This is a genomic window from Roseobacter denitrificans OCh 114 (genome assembly GCF_000014045.1).
GTDB lineage: Bacteria > Pseudomonadota > Alphaproteobacteria > Rhodobacterales > Rhodobacteraceae > Roseobacter > Roseobacter denitrificans.
Genome location: NC_008209.1, coordinates 839895 through 863135, shown reverse-complemented (window position 1 = coordinate 863135; position 23241 = coordinate 839895). Strand labels below are relative to the sequence as shown.

The following is a 23241-nucleotide window of genomic DNA, read 5'->3' as shown; positions in this document are numbered from 1 at the left end:
CGGGCCGAGCAAGCTTCAGAACAACTAAGACAATGGTGGGTATTGGGGGCGCTGGACAGCCAAGGGATGCTTGGCCATAGTACAAACCTCGTTACGGAGATACCGCATGTCGATGATCAAACCTCTTTGCCTGACGCTGGCGCTGGTCGCGGTGGGCGCACCTGCGCAGGCGGCAGACTTTTCTGATCCAACATGGCCCTGCGTACAACGCAAGGTAGCAACGCTGTCTTTGGGCTTGATGTGGCCTCACCCGGTCAATTCAGAACTGGCTGACGACAATGACGCGCTGCGCGCGGATGTGACCGAATTGGCCGGGTATCTGTCGCTGCGACGCGTTGAACTTGAAACACTTCAGCCGCGCGTGGATGCATTCGCAGCCACCTATGACGGGGATGCCGAAGCGCTTGGGCTCGTTTTCGAATCGGTATTCAATACGCTGTCGAAGCGCCGCGCGCGAATCATCACTGGCATCGAGGATTTTTCCCTCAGCCAGATTGCGCTTGCCGAACAAATTGATGCCAACCGCGCGGAGATGGATTCAATACTTGTCGCGGACAACCCAGATTTCGACAGGGTGGACATGCTGGAAGAGAGGCTCGATTGGGATCAGATCATCTACACCGACCGCCAACGCAACATCGCCTATCTGTGTGAGACGCCCACCCTGCTGGAACGGCGTCTGTTTTCAATCGGCCAGATGCTCAGTGCTGCCGTGGTTGATCAGGGTTAGACAAAGCGGGTCATTCCCATTCCAGTTCCGTGAAGGCCACGGTGGCATTGCGCGGATTATAGGCGTCAAAAAGCTGCCACAGGCTGCGTTCGCTCTGCGCTATTTCCTCAACTGCCGTGCCCAGCCGCGTACCCGCCTCGACCGCGGCGCGGGTGTCCTTTTCCAAGACCGACAGATACCGCGCCATCGGCTCTGACCCCAGAGGCCAGTCCAGCGCGGCGGCACCATGCCCCGGCACGACACGTTCAATATCCAAGCCCTGCAACGCGCGCAGCACCGCACGCCACCCCGTCAATCGGCCATCCAGAGCAGGCAAGTGCCGGTCGAATATCAGATCGCCGGCAAAAAACGTTCCCGTCTCGGTGTCCCAGACCGTGAGGTCATTCCCGGTGTGCGCCACCGGCCAGGCCTGCATGGTCAGGGGCCGCGCGCCCAGATCAATCTGCAACTGATCTGTTACCGCGATGTCGACTTCGGGTGCCCGCGTGCCCAGCAGCGCCTCCGCCCCAATCAGAGACGTCAGGCTCTCCAGATAGTTGGCCTGCCGGTCTGCCAGCGCGCGCGGCAACCCGGTGTGACCGACCACTGCCGCGCCCGCCTCGGAAAACAACGCGACACCCAGAGCATGATCCGGATGCATATGCGTGACGATCGCATGGCTCACGGGTTTGTCTGTGCGCGTGCGAATGGCGCGCCAAAGTGCCTCGCCGATCCAGCGCGCGCTGCCGGCATCAATGACCGCGACGCTCGTTTCACCGATGATGAACCCCATGTTGCTGACGTCACCCCGGTTCGATGCGTTTGGCTCTTCTATGCGGCCGACATGGACAAAAACGCCGGGCGCGACCTCTGTCATGCTCAGCGTTTCGCCCATCGGCTGACAGGTTGCGATGCCCTGCGCTTGCAAGCCCGTGAAAACGCGTAGATCGGGCGGATTGTCGGACAGGGCCACCTGACAGGCCGCCTGCGTTTGCGCCTCATAACCCGGTAACAGATGGTCACGACACGGCCCGTCGCTCAGGCTCAAACACAGGGTTATGATCGCTTCAAACATGGCATCCTCCCGACACAGGTGTAGCCAAACACGACACCGTTACCCACGCCCCCTTAGGTATATGTGTCTTTTTTGGGCGATTCGTGCCATAAACTGCAAATTCCCATGCTGGAGGAGAATGGTATGGCTTCTAAATTCATCACACTGGCCGCTGTTGCCGCATTGGTATCAAGCACGGCATGGGCCTCGGACACAGTGCGCAATCCACTGTTACCGGGCGAGACCTGGGAGGAACTGCGATACGACGTTGTGGGGGATGCGCCGCTGGCCTCTGCCGACGACGTTTTGACAATCGAAGCACCCTTCCGCGCGCATGATGCCGCAACCGTGCCAATCATTCTGCGCCAGGTTGAGGGCAGCGCCCCGATCAGCACCGCCACCGTTGTGATTGACGAAAACCCGGCCCCCATCGCTGCAGTGTTCGGGTTTACACCTGCCATGGGCTTGCTGGATTTCGAGATGCGTGTGCGCGTCAATCAATACTCCAACGTGCGTGTGATCGCGCAGACGCCTGACGGGTTGCATATGGCAGGCCGCTTTGTCAAAGCCTCCGGCGGATGCTCGGCCCCTGCCACCAAGGACCCCGAGATTGCGCTGGCTGGCATGGGCAAGATGAAACTGCGGACCTTTGACAGTGGCGCGCAAATGTCGACACCCCGTCGCGAGGCGCAGATCATGATCCGCCATCCGAACTACTCCGGTCTGCAGCGCGATCAGATCACACAGCTATTCATTCCCGCCCATTTCATTGATCATATCGAAGTGTGGCAGGACGACGAATTGTTGTTCACCATGGACGGGGGTATTTCGATTTCGGAGAACCCGGTGTTCCGCTTTGCCTATAATGACAACGGCTCCACTGCCCTGACCGTGAAAGCCACGGATACGGATGGTAATGAATTTGAAAAGATCCTGCCGAAATCCGTGAGCGGCTGAACAGCCCCCGTGATACACACAAAAAAGCGCCGCAGGTTTGATCCCTGCGGCGCTTTTTCATGAGAAACCGGGTTCAGGCTTAAAAGCAGATCACTTCTGCTTCTGCCTGTGCGCGGCGTAGATCGGCGACCATATTCTCGGCCATGGCAGCGCTGCGGAAAAACGACATACGCTCCCCCCCGACACGCCGCATGGACAGGACCGTTTCAGCCTCCAGATACTGTTCGTAGGACAGAATGGAAGCGATCTCGTCGATTGAACAGGCACAGCGGTCCAGCATTTCACGGGTCTGCCCGTTCGTCACCATACAGGCAAAGACATAATCCGCGCGTGCAGCCGTCGGATAATCGTTCAACTGTTCGGCCACGGTCTGCGATATTGCTGCCGTCGGCACGCTCAGCGCAAGTGCCAGCACCCAACCCTTCATTGCGCTTCGTCCAGCCGCAGGAACGACAATTCAGAGCGATAGACCGCCCCTTCCGACGCTTCGGCGACGAGGGTCATGTACCAGCCGGGCACGGCATCAGACATGGTGACCCGTAACTCCAGATCACCAAATCCGCGCATCCGGTCAACATTGGGATCGTCCGCAAAAGGATAGAGCCGGATCGTCCGGGTCGGCACCGTTGCACCATCAACAACCGCTTCGCCTTCGATGATATCGGATGGTTGGATCAACGCTTCCTTCACCCTGTTGCGGATGTAATACGGGCTGCCGCCTGCCGCCTCGGCCATGTCCCGCACGACGGTTTCATAAAAATACATGATCATCGGGTTCCCGACACTGGCCGGAAAGATACCCAAAGCACGATGTTTGTCGTCCTGCCAGAATTTCAGCATCGCGACGTCCTTGTCCCCCTCACGGAATGACAGGGTCACATCGCCTGTGTCGCGCGCGCCGGCTTCGGGTTTGAGCGCATTCGTGACTTCGCGGCGATAGACAAGGGCAGATGCGCGATCAATCTCGTCCAAGGTGCCGTTCTTGAACAGCATGTCATAGGTTTTTTCGCCGTCCACGGGGGCGGCAACCGCCATTCCTGTGGCCAGAAACATCGCAAATAGGATGGCTGGGAATCTAAACATATGGGCTTCCTCCTGAATATGAGTGTGCGGGCCTCATGCGGGACTGTCACCTTCGACTTTTGTATGTACCCTTTTATGAGACGTATCGGCGCGGGCGGCACGGCCACGCACCTTCCAATCCACCAGCCGTCGCAGGCGCGACAACTCCGCAGGTTTGGTCATCACAGACATATCATGCTGCGCACCGAGGCGACGCACTGTTTCGCTACGGTCCGCCGTGATCAGGATCGCAGGGATCGCAGTGCCGGTCTTGGCGCGCAGATCAAGGGTCGCCTGTACACCGGTTTCACCGGCGTCCAATTGATAATCGGCCAGAATGATATCGGGTGGCATTCCCAGATCATCAATGAAATCGAGCGCTTCAGCAGTGGTACGTGCCGCCAGCACGCTCGCGCCCCAAAGCTCCAGCCGCTGCGTCACGCCGTAAAGCACATCAGCGTCATTTTCGATGACCATCACGATGTAATCTAGGGCCGCATCCGCCGTGTCCTCAATGGGACCTTGCAGAATAGGCATGCTGGGCGCGCCCTTGACCACCTCCATCTCAATGCTGAAAACGGAGCCGACACCGGGTTTTGAACGCACCGAAAGCTTGTGACCCAACAGACGGCACGCTCTGTCGACCACCGACAGACCCAGACCAACCCCGGAACCTATCGGCACGTTTTCTGCGCGTGTGAAGGCGTCAAAGATACGCGACTGGTCCTTGATATTGATCCCGATGCCGGTGTCCCAGACCTCCAGCACGACCGTGTCTCCGGTGCGCCTGCACCCCAGCAGCACCCGCCCCCCCGGATCGGTATATTGAATGGCATTCACCACTAGGTTCTGAATGGAGCGCAGCAGATAAACCGGATCAGAGCGCACCACCAGACTGCAGGGCACAACATGAAACTGAACCGATTTCTGCGCCGCCAGCATCATCTGATCGGCCTTGATGCCAAGCATGAACCCCTCAAGGCTGACGTTTGTCGTCGTCACCGTGTCAAGGTCCGCGCTTTCCAGTCGTGAAATATCCAGCAGCGAATGCAGCAGGTATTCCGCCGAGGCAAAGGCGCCTTCCAGCCGTTCGACCATCGGGCGAAAGCGCGTTTCGCGGGTGGTTTCCTGCAAGGAGGAAATCAGCAGTTTCGCGGCATTGATCGGCTGCAGAAGATCGTGGCTGGCCGCCGCCAGGAACCGTGTTTTTGATGACACGGCGGCCTCCGCGCGTTCTTTTGCCACGCGCAGTTCTTCTTCAACGCGGGCTTTTTCCTCATATTGTTCGGTCAGATTCGCATTCGCGCGGGTCAGCTCTGCGGTACGCTCCATCACACGGTTTTCCAGCATCTCGGTAGAGCGGACCTCCAGCGTCACGTCTTTCAACTCCACCAGAAAACCGCCATCCGGCAAAAGGTTGGCCTGAACATCAAGCACCCGCGCGGCACCATGCGACACCCGCGTGCTCACGGCCCCCTTCCTGTTCAGTTCGTCCCGCCAGGCGTCCATCTGCAACAGGGCGTTATCCGTGATCAGCGATTTGGACCGCATGAAATCCAGCAATTCCTGCAACGGCGTGCCCGGCTGCAACACGCTGAGTGGCACACCCAGAATACTGCGGAACTGGCCGTTTTGCATCATCAACTCGCCGGTGGCCGAAAACGTACAAACACCCGAACTCATGTTCTGGAATACCGCTTGCAGGTAATCCGCCTGACGGTCGATCAAATGCTCTTTTTCGCGCCGGTTGTGGCGCACCAGCGCGGTGATTTCCGTCAGCAGCAGAACCGTGTTCTCCGGCGATGTCTGCTGCGTGCTCATCTGATACCAGCGGTCCTTGGCAACCTCTGCCACCAAGGATACGACCGACCCTTCGTTCTGATCACTCTCCAACGCGCCGCGCATGGTGAACAGCTTGCGATCCGTCGAGATCAGATATTCGCTGCTGCTCATCAGATCAAAGTACCGCGCAAGGCTCAGCCCCGGCACGATCTGATCCGAAATATCCGGCAGCAGGCCTTTGAACAGGTCGTTGCAGATGTTCAGCGTCCCGTCGGAGAAAAGCGCAAGGCCCCCTTCCATCGACCCCAGCGCCTCCGCGAGGGTCTTGCGCGTGCGTTCCCGTTCATAGCGGACACTTTCAAGTTCGAGCGACTGCGCGGCCATCTTTTGCTGCAATTCAATGGCAGACTGAAAGGCACGGTAGGCAGACGGGCCGACGTCTTTTTGCCGACCCGCGCGGCGCATCAGCGCCTCGATGATCTTGGCCTGCTTTTCGACCCTTACCTCAAGCGGGTCATCAGGGTTGATCATACTCAAAACAAAACCCTCGGCTCAGGTGCAAAAAAGGCCACACCCACCAGCGTCTGGTTCATATGCACGCCGCAATGTTGCTCGCCGTAAGTGTTGAACCCAAAGACATGCGCCGCCCCCAGCACGTTCGACACCGCATGCCCCAGTTGTTTTTGCTCGATCTCAAGCTTGCGCAGCACGCAGTCAAAACCAAGGATGAAATCCGGGCTGCGCCCTTCTGCATCACGGATATCCAATCCGGCTTGCAAGGTCTCGATGATCTCCTGTCCCTGCCCGAGGGTCATGATCAGACCGTCATCAATCGCCGCCAGAAAAGACAGCGCGCCATCTTCGCCCGCATCCGATATCGCGCGCACGTAGTGCGTGTCTTTGTACTCGATCAGCAACGGATTTTCGGCGAAGATCTGGGGCGACAAATCCTCCACCGCGCAGCCAACCAGGCGGGCGTATTCCTGCGCCGCCGGTGCGCCATTGATCTCGAATACCTTGCGATCATCAGGGTCGGCATCCGTGATCACCACCTGGCTATCGCCGGGCAGGAAGTGATCAAACCCGATACCCTGAAAGGGCAGATCCGTCTCAAGCAATAGCAATACGGCGGCGTTGTGATGCACCTCGCCGTTGTGCAGCACATAGGTTTGTTCAAACCGCAGCCCGTCCCCGGCGGAGCCGCCAAATATCGGCAAATCACCCAATGCGGTTTCCAGCGCCGAAATCAGCATATCTTCCTGCTTGGACAGACCATCGGTAAAGATAAGTCCCAGCCGGTTCCACCCGGCGGTATGGGAAAACTTTTGAACATGACGCTGCGCATGGGTCGCTGCCTGCGTCGTTGACAGGGGGTTGAGCGGCTCCATCAAAACCGAGGCGCAGCGAAAATGCGCCTTGGGAAAGGCCAGCAGCAGCAGCGCATCGGTTTCATAGCCCTCGGTTGTGATCTGACCCGCCGTTGAGCAGCCGAAAACCGGCACGCCGCCCAAAGCCTCTTCAAGGGAATGGGCAATCACCGCGCCGTTCCGGTTGCCCGGCACAAAGGCCAGCACGAAACAGGTATCGCGCGCGCTGATCTGTTGCGCTGCAAGCCGCGCCGCCGCTGCTGCATCAACGGCGCGTGACAAGGCCACCCGCACAAAGGACGGCTCAGCGCGCGCGCGGTCCATGGCCCGACCTCCTAATGCTTGAGAAAGGCGCGGGCTTCAGGTTCGTCACCCCGTTGTGCCGCCAGCGCCCCTTCGACCAGAACCACCGCTTGGGTCCGGTTGCGCACACCAAGCCGCCGCAGCAAGGCGGTGATATGTGCCTTTACGGTCGCCTCTGCGAGGTCCAGTTCATAGGCGATCTGCTTGTTCGGCTTGCCACAGCAGATCAGGCGCATGATCCGCTGTTGCTGGGGGGTCAGTTCTGCCAGCTTGGGGTGTTGAAACTCGTCTGCCAGCGCGTCACGCTCGCAGGAATTGGGTTGCTGATAGTCTTTCGGCACATAGGTCTGACCGGCGATGATATCCGACAGCACCGATTTCAGCCCCCGCGCAGAGGTGTCTTTTGGCAAAAAGCCAGCGGCCCCTTCCCGCAGCAATGACTGCACAAGATCAAAAGACGCCAGCGACGAAATCACCAGTATGCGCGCCTTGGGAAGATGTTGCCGCAGGCTCACAAAGCCGGAAATCCCGGTGACATCCGGAAGTTTCAGATCAAACATCACAAGCTCGGGTTTGAACCCGCCCTTTACGGCGGCAATCGCATCCCCGAGATTTTGCGCCTTTCTGATGTCCACATCCGTCAGTACCAGTTCAAGGGCCGATTCCAATGCATCGCTGTACAAAGGGTGATCATCAACGATGAGTATATTTGACACTTCCTCCTGACTGAGTGGCGCACGCGCGTGTTTCATAGATTTAGTCCTCCCACCCGCGATCTTACCCGTAACGCTTGCATTTTCAACTGCTTCGCAAAAGGAGGATGAGACACTGACCACAAAGACAGCCCACCCTTAGGCCGAAATCTTACAACATGCTGGAAAGCCATGGTTATTTTTACTGCACGGCCTTTCGGGATCAGCATTCAGCGGTTGCGAAGAAACGCCTTGGCAAAGTCTCGCAACGGTGTGCGATCCTGTGCGGCGCTGAAAATGCTGCTGTCGAGTTCGGACAAAAGACGCTCGCGTGGCACAGATGGACCCTCGCGGCGCAGGATCGCGGCGGCAGTACGACGCGACAGCGCAAGATCGCCGGCACGCGCTGCACGGCTCAATTGATGCGCCAACGGATCGAGCAGACGAAAACGGCTCAGGGCTGCAACCCCGGACAAACGCCGCCCCGTCAAGGCGAAGATCGCTCCCAGCAGGCAGATGACGCCCGCCAGCACCGCAAAGGGCCAGCCAGGCAGTTGCACAGGCGTCGGGTAAGCATCCTGCGCGCGCAGCGGCGCGGCATCGGGCACAACGGTGCCATAGGCCAGACGTTGCGCCGATATGGTGACCGTTCGGTCCACCCGCGCCTCGGTGTCAAAGAAATCGAAACTCAGCGGCTCGACAATGGTTGAGGTGTCATTGCTCGGCCGGATGGTCCAGCGCCAGAAGGCATAGGACAGAGGGCCTTGGGGTGACAATTCGACAAAGCGTTTTTCCGGATGCGGGAAAATGGCAGCAGAGGGTGACGTCAGTTCAGGCATCGGCGGGATCATCTCCGGCGTGACGCCCAGTGCTTCGATGCGAATGATGCGCAGAACGCCCTCGCCCGGTGCCAATTGATCCGGCGCATTCGACCACTGATCCGAGATTTTCAGTGATTTGACCGGGAACCACCAGTCGCGATCCTCAGGGGCGGGCGCGACTTCAATCGTGACGGGTTCGGATGTGATCGGATGTTCGAACCATTCGTCATTTTCGTCCGTCAACGTCAGATTATGGGTAAAGGCACCGATGGTCAGCGGTCCCGCACGGTTGGGATAGATGGCCATGCGCCGCTTGAACGTCTTGACCAATTCGCCGTCCAGACGTTCTTCGCCCCATGTATCGACACCGAGTTGCGACCAGTTGAAACCGTCAAAATCCGGCTGAATGATCTGTTCACGTGTAATGTGACGCCGGTAGATCCCGTTTATTGTGATCAGGATCATCTCGCTGACTTTCGGGACGTGATCGCGTGCTTCGACCTCGATGCTCAGGACCAGTTCATGCGGCAGCACAGTTTTGGACTGCGCGTGCAGGGCCGCCGGGCAAAGGGTGAGGATGATCCACAACAGCCACCTCATCGCGGATCCTCCGGCGCGGCGGGCGACAGGCCCAGCTTGACGCGCCGTTTGTGTTCCATCGCGATCCGCGCGGCCAGATATTCCCCCGGCACATCCGATAGCTGCTTGAGCCAGCGCGCATCGGCCCGCATGAATTTATCATCAAAAACACGGCGCACGCCAAGTTGCCCGCGGCTTTCCAGCTCCGTCAGGCCCAGCATGGTGTTGTTGTTGGTCACCTCACTACCGGTGCCGGCAGCGCGCGCATCCCCGCGCGCCACGAAACTCTCGGCTGTGGGTCCATCCTTGCGCTTGCCAAACAGCGCGAGCATTTCAGGGCCTATGCCGAGCCCCGCAAAATAGGCCGCCACCACGTCGAAATTTGCCAAAGCATCCGGATGTCCACGCGCATGCGCCATGTCGAATGCTTCGAGAGCGGCTGCGTGATTGCCGCGATGCGCCTCGGCATTGCCGAGGTTGAACAGGGCCGATGCCTGCGCAAAGCGATCTGCCGCCGCATCGTAATCCCCCGCCCGGTAGAGGGCTGCACCCTGCCATTCGGGATCATCGAAAAAACCGGCCGCCAGCCCCGGCATCCCTGCCGCCATCAACACGCGCCCGAAAGGGGCCGCCCCCCCAAGCAGCAGCGCAAGCGCAACCGCCGCGACCGTGAGGAGCGCAAGCACCCTCATGCGACCTGCCTGCGAAACAGCAACAGCAGTGGCAACAGCGCCAGAACCAGCAAATAGCGGCCCATGTCTTTCCAGAACAGCAGCGGAAAATTCTGCGCTTCCAGCCGGGTGCGGGCGCTTTCGGCCATCCACGCCGAGAACGCATCCGTCTCTGCGAGGGTAAAGACCGTGCCCTTTCCCGCCGTCGCATGGGTCGCAAAGGCAGGCGACGGTGCGTCCAGCGACACCAGCGACAGGCGCGCGCCCTGCGCGGCGATCTGCGCTGCCACTTGCAGTGTTTCAGACCCCAGACCAGCGCCATCGGTCAACAAAACCACATCCCCCGCGATCACGTCAGCCTCGCGCAGCACATCCAGCGCCATCGCAAGACCGCGTTCCGGGCGCGAGCCGGGGTCCGGCACCGTCTGCGCATCCAGCAGCGACAACGTCTGACCCAATTGCAGATGATCGAGCGTCATGTCGGATGCGACATAGGCGTCACCGCCAAAAACGATCAACCCGCCGGGACGTGTGCCCAATGCCGCGATACCAAACCGCCCCATGGTCAGCATCTGGGGCCAGCGCGCATTTTCGGTCACGCTGGCCGAGGTATCGACGACAAAAAGCACCCCATCAAGATTGCGAAAGGACAGCGCGTCGCGCCGTTCCACCGCCGGTCCGGACAGCGCCAGCAGCGTCACACCAACCGCGGACAGCATCGCCAGAAGCGGCGCGCGGCTGGCGCTGTTGTCCACCCGGTCCAGCGCCATCATGGCCCGCAGCAGTGCCGGATCAGTCGCCTTTTGCCAATCACCCAGCCCGCCGCGCCGCGTATACATCCACCAGCCGACGCCGATCAAGACAGGCAGCCCCAGAAGCCACCAGGGGCGTAGCAGGGTCAGCGCAAGGTCGCTCATGTCAGCTCCCTCCAGCCGTAGCCGAGGCCAAGCAAGGCCGCAAGACCCGCAGGCCACATCCAGTAGTCGTGGAACACTTCGGCGGCCAAGCCGTCGCTGTCGGTGGCTTCCAGTGCATCCAGTGCTTCGCCCACGGCGACCAGATCTTCGGTTGTTCTGACGCGAAAACTCTCCCCCCCCGAAATCTCGGAAATCGCGCGCAGGGTTGCCGCATCCACCACCCCGCGTTCACCGGGATCGGCAGTGCTCAAATCCTTGGGACCCAGCGCAATGGTATGAACCCGCACGCCCATCTGCGCGGCCAGTTCCGCCACACCGCGCGGATTGGTGGCCCCCGCATTATTGACTCCGTCCGACAGCAGTATCACAACCCGCGACGCAGCCTCGCTGTTCTCCATGCGTTTGAGCGCGAGGCCAAGCCCGTCGGATATGCTGGTCGCGCGTCCCGATATGCCGATCTGCGCACCCTCTATCTGGCGCGCAATCGCTTCGACATCGAACGAAAAAGGCGCGGCAAAATATGCCTCAGAGCCAAAGACGACCAATGCCACGCGATCCCCGCCGCGACGGCGCGCGAAATCCGCGCCAACCGTCGCGACCGCATCGCGCCGCGTGACTTGACGGCCATCAAGATCAAAATCATCGCGCACCATGGAACCGGACAGATCCAGTACGATGGCCAGATCACGCCCCGTGACCTTGAGCGCCGAGACCGGTGCCAGATCGCGCGGCCCCGCTGCGGCCAGCAAGAGCAGCACCCAGATCGCCCACAGGAGTCCTTGCTGCAGACGCAGATCGGAGCGCGCCGCCCGGTGCCGCCCGGCTGCCAGCAAGCCATCGCCCACCCGGTCCGGCACCTTGATCGCACCGCCTGCCATCTGCGCGGGCCCGAGGAACCGCGCCGCCAGATAGGGCAGCGGCAACAAGAGCAAAATCCACGGGTCGGCCAGTTCAAACAAGGCGTTTGACCTCCGCCTCCAGCGTTGCAGTCGCCACACCGCCCGTCGGCTTGTAGAGCGCGCCGCGCACCGCATGATACCGATCCGGCGCATGCGCGCGCAACACATGCAGCAATGCCACCCGTTTTTCCGCCTCGGGCAATGCGCTGAGCCGGGCGAGTTGATCGGCCAGCGTGTCGGAAGTGTCAGAGCGTTTTCGCAAGCTCAGCAGTCGCAGGGCAGCCGCGATCATCAGGGCCGCGCAGCCTGCCAGCGCCACGGTTGCGGCCAGATCTGCGGCCATGCCCCCCGCCGCCTCGGCAGGCAGGCGAATGTCGCGCAGGCTGGTCAGCATCGCCGCTTCGCTCAGCGCCCGGTCTGTCATGCCGCGCGCTCCGCCGGAAAGGCCGCAACGATGCGGCGCGCGGTTTGTTCCACCGTATCGCCCGCATCCAGCACAAGCGCGGGCCGGCCCATGATCTGGCGAATATGGCCCATGGGTTCTGCCTGTTTCGCCCCCAGGAAAAGCCGGATGCGCCGCCCATCTGCCAGCCTGACAGGATAGCGACCCTGCGGCATGCGGGACGCAGCATCATCGGTGATCCAGACCAGACGCGGGGTGCGACGGCGCGCCAAAGCATCCAGCCGATCCGCCAAGCCTTCGCCCGGTGTGTCAAAGCCCGAGGCAATGACCAGTTCCGCACCGGAGGGAACCAGCCTGTCGGCGCGCGACAAGGCCAGATCAAGTGGCGGGTCGGTGCCTTGCCCCGCCGCCATCGCAGACAGGCCGGTGCTATGCGCCTGCACCATGCCGCCGATCACATCCAGCATGCCGCGCGTGCGCCCGCGCGGTGGCACGATCACCGTTTCATCCACCGTCACCGCCAGCAGACCGACGCGCCCCCCGCTTTCCACGACGTTCCAGCCGATCAGGGCCAGCGCCTCCGCCGCTGCGACGGAGCGAAACGCCCGCCGCAACCCCCAGAACATCGCAGGCCGGAAATCGGCGACCAGCAGGGTGACGCGGTCGCGTTCCTCCTGAAACTGGCGCACATGCAAACGACCCGAGCGCGCTGTTGTGCCACGATCAAGGTGGCGAATGTCATCCCCCGCCACGTATTCGCGCATATCGGCGACCTCCAGCCCGTGACCTTTGCGGCGCGTGGCAAAACCACCGGGCAAGGCGGCCAGCACCGGGGCCGCGTCAGAACTGAGGGCAACGCGCCTGAGCGCAATCAGGGCTTCAGTGCCCAGAGCAACGCCGGGAGCTTCCAGCGCCGCGTTCACAACGGCTCAACAGCGTTCAGAACATCCGCCACGACGTCGCGGGCCTTGCGCCCATCCGCCACCGCGCGCCAGCTGAGCACCATGCGGTGCGCCAGCGCATCCCCGGCCAGTGCCGCCACGTCTTCAGGCATGGCATAATCGCGCCCCTTGAGAAACGCGCGCGCCTTGGCAGCGGCCGCCAGCGCCAGCGAGCCGCGCGGCGAAACCGCATGTTCGATATCCTGTGCCTGCGGCCCTTCCCGCGTGGCCATCACCAGCCGCACGATGTAATCGCGCAACTCAGGCGCCAGATGCACGGCGTTCACACTGGCGCGGGCATCGGCGAGTGCGTCCAGCGTCAGCGCCTGTATTTTTGGCGCGCCGCTTTGCGCTTCGGCTTCGACCAGATCAAGGATCTGACGTTCGGTCTCCAGCCCCGGCAGTTCCAGCACCACATGCAGCAGGAACCGGTCAAGCTGCGCTTCGGGCAGAGGGAAGGTGCCGTCATGTTCAATCGGGTTTTGCGTGGCCACCACGAGAAACGGATCAGGCAAAGCGTGCGTTTCATTACCCGCGGTTACCTGATGTTCGGCCATCGCCTCCAACAGGGCGGATTGCACCTTGGGCGGTGCGCGGTTGATCTCATCCACCAGCACGAGGTTATTGAACACCGGCCCCTGCACAAATTCGAAACTGCCGTCCTGCGGCTTGTAAACCGGTGTGCCGGTGAGATCCGACGGCATCAGGTCGGGCGTGCATTGGATGCGCGCGAAACTGCCCTCGACCGCGTCCGACAGCCATTTGACCGCGCGGGTCTTGGCGAGGCCCGGTGGCCCCTCAACCAGCAGATGCCCCCCCGCCAGCAGCGCCACCAAGAGCCGTTCAATCAGGATTTCATGGCCCACCAGACCATTCGCCAGATAGGACGACAGCGCCGCCACGCCCGGTTGTGAAGGGTCTGGTCTTTTGTCCATGTCGTCTCCCGACCGCTGTGCGCGGTCCTCAGATCATCACGGTAGCGGCATAGACCCTGCGCGCAAATACCCCCGAAGGTATTAACCTCAGATCGGGCTGCGCTGACAGCCCGGTGCCAGAACAGCGGCAAACCTGTCATCTGCCATGGTCACTTCAGCCTGCGCCAACAGCGCCTCATATTCTCGGTCGATGAAGTCGATGAAAAGCGGGTCAACCGTTTGATCAACCGATGTCTGGGCCACCGCGTGCATCATGAAAACATCGAACGCGCATAGGCCTGCGGGGTTTGAGCGCAACATGGCGCGCATGAAATCAGACGATTCCCATGACAGCCGGTCCATGCGCAAAGGCGTTTCCTGCAGCTTCGACTGAAATCCCGCGTTGGGATCAAAAAGCAGGATGTCCATCCCGAAGGTGAAGGATTGAAACAGCTCCTCCACCAGAATGGATTTGTAGAATGCGGCCTCCAATGTGCCGGGCCGGGCGCGGGCGGGTTGCTTTACCATGATATGCGTCCCCTGACCCCGCCTGCCAAAGAATGTTTGCGCCATGGCCGGGGAACTCACCGAATACTGCCTGCGTTCCGGCAGGCCGAGTTCATAAATCTGGTTCATCCAACTGAGGTCAGACGACAGAGCGCGGTGGGGCGGATGCCCGGAGTAAAGCCGCAAGACGACCGTGCGACCAGACCCGCAGCCACTGGCGTCATTCCCTGCATGGCGCATGGTCAGCGGTTTGCCAAACACATGTTCGGACAGATCACGAAACGCATTTATCGTTGCAAGCGAATGGGGATGCGGCTGCTCCCCCACGATACACAGGCTGGCCCCTGCCAGATCGCGGCCATGGATACGGATCGGGATGGACATGTCCCTGCCGATCATCGTGGTACGCAATTGGTAATTCCAACCGAGCCGGGCAAGGTCTACATAGGTGGCCTTATCCGCCGCCACCGGCGTACCCGGCGTCACCGCAAAAAGCGCCAGAAAAATGCTGATGACCCAAAAACGCAAACAATCCCTCCTTCGTTTCGGTGCAAACTAAGGCGCGATACCCCCATCGTCCAATTTTTTGAACGTATTTGTCGGAGCGGGCGTGTCGTGGCCTTGGCAATCTCATCCCGGCCGATCTGGCATATCAACCGTGACTCTGGGCAATCGTTTTCGATCTGACAGCTCAGGAAACGACTTTGTTGACTCAAAAGATGCGATCAGACCACAGTGCGTTAACCAATTAAGGAATTGTTATATGCCGACGCCAACAGAGTGGTTAAACGAATTTCAGGTCAACACGGGAACCGCCGCGACGGGCACCCAATCGAAACCTAAAATCATTGGGCTGGCGAACGGTAATTTCGTCGTCGCGTGGGAGGAAAGCACCGACGGCCTCATTGGTACGGCGTCCGGCACTGACATCGTGGCAAAGATCTATAACGCAGAGGGCAATGTCCTCCGTGACGCGTTTCAGCTCAACCAGTTTCGGACTACAGACGATGAGCGTGATTTTGATCTGGCAGCGACCCATGATGGCTTTGTCGTCACATATCTGGACAATGACACCACGAATCCGGATGCGACATCCGTTGTCTTTGAGCGCTTTGACAGTGATGGGGATCGTAAAGTGGATGCGGGCAGCGCATTCCAGATTGCACAGGAAAGGACCGCCTCAGATTTCCTGCGCAACCCGCAGATCGCAGCCAACCTGAAGCCGGTCAATGACGATGTTTTCATTGGCTTTGATGAAAGGATCGGCGCTGACATTGACATCAACGCGCGCGTCATCAATCAGGATGGCCATCTCGGTGCGAAATTCGACGCGGCGCAGAATAGCCTTGATTCCGACCGGCTGGGCGATTCGGCAATTTTGAGCAACGGCAACTTCGTCACTGTTTATGAAGAAGGTGACGCTGCGCTCGTAAGCCTTGAGTTTTCGATCAGAACCCCAGCCGGCGGCAGCGTCCTGCGGGCCGGGGCTGTTGCGAACGACGGGTCGAATCCTTCAGTGGCGAGCTTTGATGACAGAAACGGTTTTGTCGTCACCTATGAGTCGAATGGCAATGTCTTTGCCAAGCTCTTTCAACCGTCAGGTCAACTCATACGCACGATAGACGTCGCAACGGGATCGGCTGACCAGACGGAGCCGGTGGTGGTAACCCTGCCCGGTGGCGGCTTTGTCGTCGCATGGAACGACGAAACAAATGGCACTCTGTTGGCCCGCAAATTTCTGTCAGATGGTACGGCCGTTGCGGATATCTTTACGGTAGAAGATACGAATACGCGCCAAACTGACATCAGCGTCACAGGCGACGGGCGCGTTCTAATTGCCTGGGTTGGTGCAAATGACGAGGTTTTTGCCTCGATCTGGGACCCACGTGACCGCGTGATTTTCGCAGAAGAATTTATCGACAGATCGCCGAACTCTCTGAAAAGCAACCTGATCACGACCAGTCGCGACGTTGGGTCAACCGTTGATGTCGGTACGCCAGACAGGTTCGATTTACCGAGGCTCACCGTGCTGGGCCAGGATGGTGATGACACAATTTCTTCGACGGGCCACGGATCCTATTTTGGTGGTGCAGGAGATGATACGGTCATTGCCGGACAATTCACAGGTTCAGACAATTTTGAATTGCTGAATGGCGGTGCTGGTACCGACACCCTTAACACCGCCAAATTTGGCGGGAACTACACGGTAAACCTTGCGACGGGAGAGACGAATTACAGGGGTCGACCTGAGACACCCGTAGAATCCTTCATCAACTTCGAGAACATCGTCAGCGGAAGGGGGGATGACACGATCACCGGCACCGACGTGGACAATACCATTGATTCCGGGCCGGGCAGTGACACAATCGACGCAGGCGGCGGTGATGACACCATCTTTGCGCGCTCTGGCAATGACACGATCCTTGCAAGCCCCGGTGGTGATCTCATTTTCGCGGGGGAAGGCAATGACACGATCACGACATCCGGCCCTGATGCGGTCCATGCCGAGGCTGGCAACGACACGGTCATTCTCGGCGATAGCACGGAGCTTTTCGCCGACGGCGGTTCGGGAGTGGATAGGATGGACGCCTCCGTCAGCACCGCAAGTTTCCGCATCAACCTCGGGACCTTCGCGACTGGCGTAGAAGGAATGAGGTTCGTGAATTTCGAAAACCTTATGACCGGCGCCGGGGATGATGTGATCATAGGAACGGATGACACAAATCTGATTGACAGTGGTGCCGGCGACGACCGGGTTTTCGGGCGCGGTGGCGATGATGGTCTTATCGGTGGCGACGGCGATGATATCCTCTTTGGTGAGGACGGAAATGACATCCTCAGGGGTGGCAGTGGCAATGATCGACTCTACGGGGGCGACGGGCATGACGAAATGTATGGCCAGACCGGCGATGATCTGATGATCGGCAAAGCTGGCGGTGACAGCTTGGTCGGCGGGCTGGGAAGCGACATTCTCATCGGCGGCGCAGGCCGCGATTTTCTGACCGGTGGCGACGACGATGATGAACTTTACGGCGGGGTGGATAGCGACAATCTCGACGCAGGCGAGGGCAACGATCTGCTTTATGGCGGGGATGGCGACGACTTTCTCGCAGCCTATGGCGGCGACGATGTGCTCAAGGGCGGGAACGGGGACGACACCCTCGCTGGCGGGTTGGGCAACGACCGCATTTTTGGCGGAACCGGTGCAGATGAGATTTTCGGAGGTGCCGGGGACGACGTCATTGTCGGCAGAGAGGGCAATGACACCGTCGATGGCGGCGCTGGCAACGATATCATCCTGGGGAACTTCAAACAGGACCGGCTGAGTGGCGGCGCGGGTGATGACGCGATATTTGGGGGGGATGGGCGCGACTATCTCTATGGTAACGAGGGAAACGACCGGCTCTATGGCGGCCAGAATTTGGACATCATCTACGGAGGGGAAGGTGATGATTTCATTTTCGGAAATGACGACAACGATCTGCTCTATGGCGGGGATGGAAAAGATACGCTTTATGGCCAGCAAGGCATAGACAGTTTAAGAGGCGAAGAAGGCGACGATATCCTGTTTGGCGGGGATGGGGACGATAGACTGTCAGGCAATAGCGGTGCCGATATGCTCTGGGGTGGCGCGGGAAATGATATCCTCTATGGCGGATCAGGCAGCGATATCCTGCGCGGCGGTCTGGGGGATGACACATTTGAATTCAATGAAGTTTCCGATTCCACACGCCTGGCCGCGGATGTCATAAAGGACATCGAAGGCGTCGGCTCAGCCGGTGGTGACGTCATCGACCTCTCAGTTATTGATGCGAATGTCACCGGGCTGAACTATGTTAATGACAGCTTTACCTTCCTCGGGGTGAAGACGCGCGAAGAGGGACTTGCATTCGGCGCGGGGGCGCTCTGGCTGGAAGACTTCGGCGGCCAGACGCGGGTGTTCGGGCTGGACGACAATGATGGCGCAGTTGATTTCGCGCTTTGGATTGCCGATGGCGACAGGTTTGACGTCGATGACTACCTCGCCAGCGACTTCATCCTCTGAACAGCCTCTACCGGATATTACTGCACCCTTGCGTGTTCAGATACACGGCCCTGAGGGATGTCGTCGCGCAGATGAACAGGCGGTTTCGTTTGATCCCGCCGAATTCCACATTGGCCACGACTTCGCCCGTCAGGATTTTACCGATCAGATCACCATCCGGCGCATAGCAATGCACGCCATCCCCGGCGGACGTCCAGATATTACCATCCAGATCAACGCGAAACCCGTCAAACAGCCCGTTGGTCGATTCCGCAAAAACAGCGCCACCCGACAGGCTGCCGTCGGCGGCAACGTCGAAAACCCGAATGTGTCTGGGCCCGTTTTCCACATGTGTGGCCCCGGTATCCGCAATATAGAGCAGGCTTTCATCGGGCGAAAACGCAAGCCCGTTCGGCTTTACAAAGTCTGTCGCCACCGCCGCCACCTCACCGGATTGAGGGTCGATGCGGTACACATTGGATGCCCCGATTTCGCTTTCGGCGCGATCCCCTTCGTATTCGCTGTCGATGCCATAGGTGGGATCGGTGAACCAGATGCTGCCATCTGATTTGACCACCACATCGTTGGGCGAATTGAGCCTCTTGCCCTGATATTCTGACGCCAGTGTCGTCACGGAGCCGTTGACTTCCACGCGGCTGACCCGGCGGCCCTGATGCTCGCAAGAGACCAGCCGCCCTTGCGGATCCATCGTGTGGCCATTGTGAAAACCGCACCCCTTGGCAAATTCGGACACGTTACCGGTGATTTCGTCAAACCGCATGATCCGGTCATTCGGGATGTCCGACCACAACAGGTATTTCGCAGCTGGGAAATACACCGGCCCTTCGGCCCACCGGGTCCCGGTATAGAGCGTTTCCATATGCACATTTGGCATCACATAGCGTTTGAAACGTGGATCGATCACCTCGAATTCTGGCATCAGCATGATGTGTTCCTTCTTATTGTCTTTCCTGCGCGCCGCGGTCGTAAAACAGAAGCATCAGGATAATGACCGCGCCGTAGATCACCTGCCGCCCCGCTTCGGGCATCTGCATGATCGACAGAACGGAATTGAGCAGCACGATCAGGATGACACCAACAAGCGTGCCCAGATAGCGCCCCTTGCCCCCCAGAATATGCGTTCCACCGATCACGACCGCCGCGATGGCGGGCAGCAAGAACGCATCCCCCATCCCCTGATACGCCTTGGTGGAATATCCCGCGAGCAAGGTGCCTGCGAGGCCCGACATCATACCGCACAGAGCAAACGCGATCACGATCACACCGCGCGTCGGTGCGCCCGCCAGATAGGCCGCGGATTCACGGTTGCCGATGGCAAAGATGTAACGCCCGGTCGCTGTCTTGCGCAGGATAAAGACGATACCCACAGACACCACCGCCCAGACGAACAACGCAACCGGTATGCCAAGGAATTTGCCCACGGCAAGATACTGCATAAGCGGTGTCGCTGCTGTCTGGGGGGCAAAACCACCGGTATAGGCCACCATCAGGCCCCGCATCACCGCGTTGACGCCAAGGGTGAATATCATCGATGGAATGCGCAGGTAGGCAACCCCGAGGCCATTGACCAGCCCGACGGCCAGCCCGACGCTTAACCCCACGGGCAAGGCGGCCGGCCCGCCCACCGCCGTGGCCATCATGGCAGCGGCCGCCACCGTCCAAGGGACGGAGAGGTCAATGTGCCCCAGCAGAATGACCAGCATCATACCAGCCGCCACGATCCCCAGAAACGAACCCACCTGCAACTGTTGCAGTAGATAGGTCGGCGACAACAGCGTCGCGGTGCCTTGTGTTACAAGCGTGTAGCTTGTCCCGATGGCGAGGATCACAACAATGAAGCCCGAAGCAATCGCAATCGGTTTGTTTTCAGGCGAGAGCCAGCGGCTCTTTTCTTGTGAAGTGTTGTCAGTGATTGCCATGGGGACCTACCGGAAAAGCTCTAACTTGTTCTTGATGCGCAAGACCCCAAGGGCCCCGATACTGACGGCCCCCAGCAGGACCACGCCCTCGAACAAAGGCTGCAAAAGAGGGTCTATTTCAAAGATGCGAAAGTTGAACGAGATGGTGCGTAGAACCAATGCACCAAAAATAGAGCCAATCGCAGTGCCAACACCGCCCAACAGCGATGTCCCACCGATCACCACGGCAGCAATGGAATTCAGCGTATAGGCCCCCGCCTGCGGGATATCCGCGTTCCCGGAGGAGGTTTGCAGCGTCAGGTAAATCCCCCCGATCCCCGCAAAGAAACCACCCAAGGTGAAGGCCGCAATCTTGGCGCGATCAATGTTGAGACCCGACATATAGGCCGCACTTTCGCCCGACCCTATGGCATAGACCGTCCGCCCCGTCACCGAGCGCGCAAAGGGCAGCCAGACGAAAACCGTCACCGCGACCATGAGGATGGCAGGCACCGGTATCCACGATATGGGCGCGAACCACGCGGCCTCCCCCCCATCAAAAAATCCATATGTCGCAGCGATTTCGTATAGATCATTGGTCATCGCCCAAGCCAGGTCTCCATCCACATCGCCACCGGGAGAGGGGCGCAGAAACAGCGCCAGCCCCATGAAAATAGCACCGGTCGCCAGTGTCGCGATGATCGGCTGAATACGGCCATAAACCACAACGCACCCGTTCACAAAACCGCACAGCGCCCCAGTGGCGAGGCAGATGAGAAACCCGAATGCGATTTGCAGCGGACTGCCGGACAGCAGATGACTGGCAAGCGTGTTGACCAGCGTCATGACCGCGCCGACGGATAAATCCAGCCCCCCCAGCAGCACCGGCACGGTCTGGGCCATCGCAACCATCACAAGGGCAAAGACTTCGTTCGAGTTCTGGATATAGACCGCCGTTGAAAACCCGCGCGGATGGTTGGCGTTGTAAAAGGTGTAAAACAGAAGGAAAATCGCGATCACCGTGAGCAAAGGCGCACGCTGTCGCAGGATGATGGCCAGATCGGACGTGCGGGTTGGCGTCATTGGGCGGCTTCCTTGATGTTCAGGGCGCTGGAAATGATGTTGTGTTCGGTAATGTCATCGCCCGCCAGTTCGCGCACGATTTGCCCGTCGTACATGACATCCACGCGATCACAGCAGCCGATCAACTCTTCATAGTCGGTCGAATAGAGGATGATCGCGGCCCCCTCGGCGGCCAGTTCGCGCAGCAGCAGATAGATTTCCTGTTTGGTGCCGACGTCGATCCCGCGGGTCGGATCGTTCAGCAGGATGATACGCGGCTCGGTCATGAGCCACTTGGCGATCACGACCTTTTGCTGGTTGCCCCCGGAAAGCGTGGACACCGGATCCCCCTCAGCGCCGATCTTGATCTGCATCCGCTCAACCGCCTTGCCGACCGCCGTATCGAGCGCCTTTTGATCAAGGCGTCCGCCCTGAGACACGCGATCAAGCGATGCAATGGCAAGGTTATCCGAGATCGACATCGGTAACATCAACCCCTCGGTTTTGCGATCCTCTGGCACAAGCGCGATTTTGATGCCCGCTTTCTTCGCATCTCTGGGCGAGCGGATATCCACCGGCTTGCCGTCAATCTCCACACTGCCGGTGGTGTTTTTCAGAACCCCGAACAGGCCGAGCAGCAGCTCTTTCTGGCCCTGTCCGTCAAGGCCCCCCAGACCCACGATCTCGCCCTTGCGCACCGACAGGCTGATGCCGCGCAATGTGTTTTCCCAGCCGTAGTCCCGGATTTGCAGAACCGGCGGCCCGGCGTCTGCCTGCACTGGTTCCTTCACGGGCTTCGGTGGAAAATGCGCGGAGATTTCGCGACCAATCATCATTTGCACGATTTCATCGGCAGATCGCGTGCCCTGCTTGAACGTTTCGACATTTTTGCCATTGCGGAACACGGAGCACATGTCGGCGACCGCTTCGATTTCGTGCATGCGATGCGAGATGCTGAGAATTGAAATCCCGTCATCGCGCAGCTTGCGCAGAATATCGAAGACACGGTCCACATCCGATGCGGTCAGAGCGGAGGTCGCCTCATCAAGGATCAAGACCGTCGGGTCCTTGGCCAGCGCCTTGGCAATCTCGACCATCTGGCGGCGCGACAGGGCAAGGTCGCGCACTCGGCTCAGAGGATTCACATCTTCGCAGCCGATCCGCGCCAAAAGCTCTTCGGCACGGCGGCGTTGGGCACGCCGGTCGATGAGGCCAAAGCGGCGCGGCGGGTCAGCGATGGAGATATTATCCGAAACGCTCAGGTCAGGCAGCAACGAAAGTTCCTGAAAAATACACACGATGCCCGCAGCATTTGCCGCCGATGGGCCGGGAAAGGAAACCGGGTTGCCCGCAAGGGTGATCACCCCCTCGTTGGGCGCGACGACACCGGACATGATCTTGATCAGCGTGGATTTTCCGGCCCCGTTTTCACCGAGCACCGCGTGAATGGAGCCGAGGTCACAGGAAAAATTGACGTCTTCCAGCGCCGTAACACCACCATATCGTTTGGTGATCCCGCTCAAGGACATATGGGGTTCGGCATGCGCCCCCAGTTCCGCGTGCCCTTTAGATGTCATGCGTGCCCTCAACCCTGTCATCGTCGTTTCAAGCTGCACCGCGACGTCAAATCGCGATGCAGCGGATCACCTTTGCAGGGT

21 protein-coding genes are annotated in these 23241 nt (G+C 59.7%); 3 read left to right on the top strand and 18 right to left on the bottom strand.

All coding sequences use genetic code 11. The annotated features are described in order from the left end of the window. Positions 1 to 106 precede the first annotated feature (106 nt). On the top strand, positions 107 to 730 hold the full coding sequence (locus RD1_RS04070) for a hypothetical protein (RefSeq protein WP_011567176.1): 624 nt from the start codon (positions 107 to 109) through the stop codon (positions 728 to 730). Between the two features lie 10 nt (positions 731 to 740). On the opposite strand, the gene RD1_RS04065 is transcribed toward RD1_RS04070, so the two are convergent. Next, the gene (locus RD1_RS04065; protein ID WP_011567175.1) at positions 741 to 1784 is read right to left on the bottom strand and encodes a quinoprotein relay system zinc metallohydrolase 2; all 1044 of its coding nucleotides are present in this window, start codon (positions 1782 to 1784) and stop codon (positions 741 to 743) included. Positions 1785 to 1907: 123 nt separating this feature from the next. Between RD1_RS04065 and RD1_RS04060 the strand changes: the two genes are divergently transcribed. Further along, positions 1908 to 2720, top strand: a complete 813-nt coding sequence (locus RD1_RS04060; protein ID WP_011567174.1) for a quinoprotein dehydrogenase-associated SoxYZ-like carrier — start codon at positions 1908 to 1910, stop codon at positions 2718 to 2720. A gap of 79 nt (positions 2721 to 2799) precedes the next feature. Here the strand turns inward: RD1_RS04060 and RD1_RS04055 are convergent, their stop codons facing one another. The 13 genes from RD1_RS04055 to RD1_RS03995 all read right to left on the bottom strand — a co-directional run bounded on the left by RD1_RS04055 (position 2800) and on the right by RD1_RS03995 (position 15106). Continuing rightward, positions 2800 to 3147 carry a hypothetical protein gene (locus tag RD1_RS04055; protein WP_011567173.1) on the bottom strand — a complete coding sequence of 116 codons (348 nt, stop codon included), beginning with the start codon at positions 3145 to 3147 and terminating at the stop codon, positions 2800 to 2802. After that, positions 3144 to 3803 carry a hypothetical protein gene (locus RD1_RS04050; protein WP_011567172.1) on the bottom strand — a complete coding sequence of 220 codons (660 nt, stop codon included), beginning with the start codon at positions 3801 to 3803 and terminating at the stop codon, positions 3144 to 3146. Before RD1_RS04050 ends, RD1_RS04055 begins: the two co-directional genes overlap by 4 nt. 33 nt (positions 3804 to 3836) lie before the next feature. Continuing rightward, the gene (locus RD1_RS04045; RefSeq protein WP_044032935.1) at positions 3837 to 6095 is read right to left on the bottom strand and encodes a PAS-domain containing protein; all 2259 of its coding nucleotides are present in this window, start codon (positions 6093 to 6095) and stop codon (positions 3837 to 3839) included. 2 nt (positions 6096 to 6097) lie between these two features. Continuing rightward, positions 6098 to 7255, bottom strand: a complete 1158-nt coding sequence (locus RD1_RS04040) for an FIST N-terminal domain-containing protein (protein ID WP_011567170.1) — start codon at positions 7253 to 7255, stop codon at positions 6098 to 6100. Between the two features lie 11 nt (positions 7256 to 7266). Next, entirely contained in the window at positions 7267 to 7986 is a 720-nt protein-coding gene (locus RD1_RS04035) for a LuxR C-terminal-related transcriptional regulator (RefSeq protein ID WP_011567169.1), read from the bottom strand. A gap of 170 nt (positions 7987 to 8156) precedes the next feature. Next, positions 8157 to 9347 (bottom strand): BatD family protein, encoded by a 1191-nt coding sequence (locus RD1_RS04030; RefSeq protein ID WP_011567168.1) that lies wholly within the window; start codon positions 9345 to 9347, stop codon positions 8157 to 8159. Then, positions 9344 to 10018, bottom strand: a complete 675-nt coding sequence (locus RD1_RS04025; RefSeq protein WP_044032934.1) for a tetratricopeptide repeat protein — start codon at positions 10016 to 10018, stop codon at positions 9344 to 9346. Before RD1_RS04025 ends, RD1_RS04030 begins: the two co-directional genes overlap by 4 nt. Continuing rightward, positions 10015 to 10914: a vWA domain-containing protein gene (locus RD1_RS04020; protein ID WP_011567166.1), complete on the bottom strand. Its 900-nt coding sequence runs from the start codon at positions 10912 to 10914 to the stop codon at positions 10015 to 10017. Before RD1_RS04020 ends, RD1_RS04025 begins: the two co-directional genes overlap by 4 nt. Further along, positions 10911 to 11873: a VWA domain-containing protein gene (locus RD1_RS04015; RefSeq protein ID WP_011567165.1), complete on the bottom strand. Its 963-nt coding sequence runs from the start codon at positions 11871 to 11873 to the stop codon at positions 10911 to 10913. Before RD1_RS04015 ends, RD1_RS04020 begins: the two co-directional genes overlap by 4 nt. Further along, the gene (locus tag RD1_RS04010; RefSeq protein ID WP_011567164.1) at positions 11866 to 12237 is read right to left on the bottom strand and encodes a hypothetical protein; all 372 of its coding nucleotides are present in this window, start codon (positions 12235 to 12237) and stop codon (positions 11866 to 11868) included. Before RD1_RS04010 ends, RD1_RS04015 begins: the two co-directional genes overlap by 8 nt. Continuing rightward, positions 12234 to 13139: a DUF58 domain-containing protein gene (locus RD1_RS04005; protein WP_011567163.1), complete on the bottom strand. Its 906-nt coding sequence runs from the start codon at positions 13137 to 13139 to the stop codon at positions 12234 to 12236. Before RD1_RS04005 ends, RD1_RS04010 begins: the two co-directional genes overlap by 4 nt. Further along, positions 13136 to 14092, bottom strand: a complete 957-nt coding sequence (locus RD1_RS04000; RefSeq protein WP_011567162.1) for an AAA family ATPase — start codon at positions 14090 to 14092, stop codon at positions 13136 to 13138. Before RD1_RS04000 ends, RD1_RS04005 begins: the two co-directional genes overlap by 4 nt. Before the next feature lie 87 nt (positions 14093 to 14179). Continuing rightward, a complete protein-coding gene (locus tag RD1_RS03995; protein WP_011567161.1) occupies positions 14180 to 15106 on the bottom strand; it encodes a hypothetical protein in 927 nt (308 codons plus the stop codon). A gap of 235 nt (positions 15107 to 15341) precedes the next feature. On the opposite strand from RD1_RS03995, the gene RD1_RS03990 reads away from it, so the two are divergent. Continuing rightward, positions 15342 to 18623, top strand: coding sequence for a calcium-binding protein (locus RD1_RS03990; RefSeq protein ID WP_044032933.1), 3282 nt, complete (start codon positions 15342 to 15344; stop codon positions 18621 to 18623). Between the two features lie 7 nt (positions 18624 to 18630). Here RD1_RS03990 and RD1_RS03985 read toward each other — a convergent pair whose 3' ends face one another. From RD1_RS03985 to RD1_RS03970, 4 genes are read right to left on the bottom strand one after another with little or no spacing between them, the layout of a single operon-like run. Beyond that, positions 18631 to 19548: an SMP-30/gluconolactonase/LRE family protein gene (locus RD1_RS03985; protein WP_011567159.1), complete on the bottom strand. Its 918-nt coding sequence runs from the start codon at positions 19546 to 19548 to the stop codon at positions 18631 to 18633. A 13-nt stretch (positions 19549 to 19561) separates the two neighbouring features. Continuing rightward, a complete protein-coding gene (locus RD1_RS03980; protein WP_011567158.1) occupies positions 19562 to 20542 on the bottom strand; it encodes an ABC transporter permease in 981 nt (326 codons plus the stop codon). 6 nt (positions 20543 to 20548) lie between these two features. Further along, positions 20549 to 21604, bottom strand: coding sequence for an ABC transporter permease (locus RD1_RS03975; protein WP_011567157.1), 1056 nt, complete (start codon positions 21602 to 21604; stop codon positions 20549 to 20551). Then, positions 21601 to 23160, bottom strand: a complete 1560-nt coding sequence (locus RD1_RS03970; RefSeq protein ID WP_011567156.1) for a sugar ABC transporter ATP-binding protein — start codon at positions 23158 to 23160, stop codon at positions 21601 to 21603. Before RD1_RS03970 ends, RD1_RS03975 begins: the two co-directional genes overlap by 4 nt. Between the last annotated feature and the right edge of the window lie 81 nt (positions 23161 to 23241).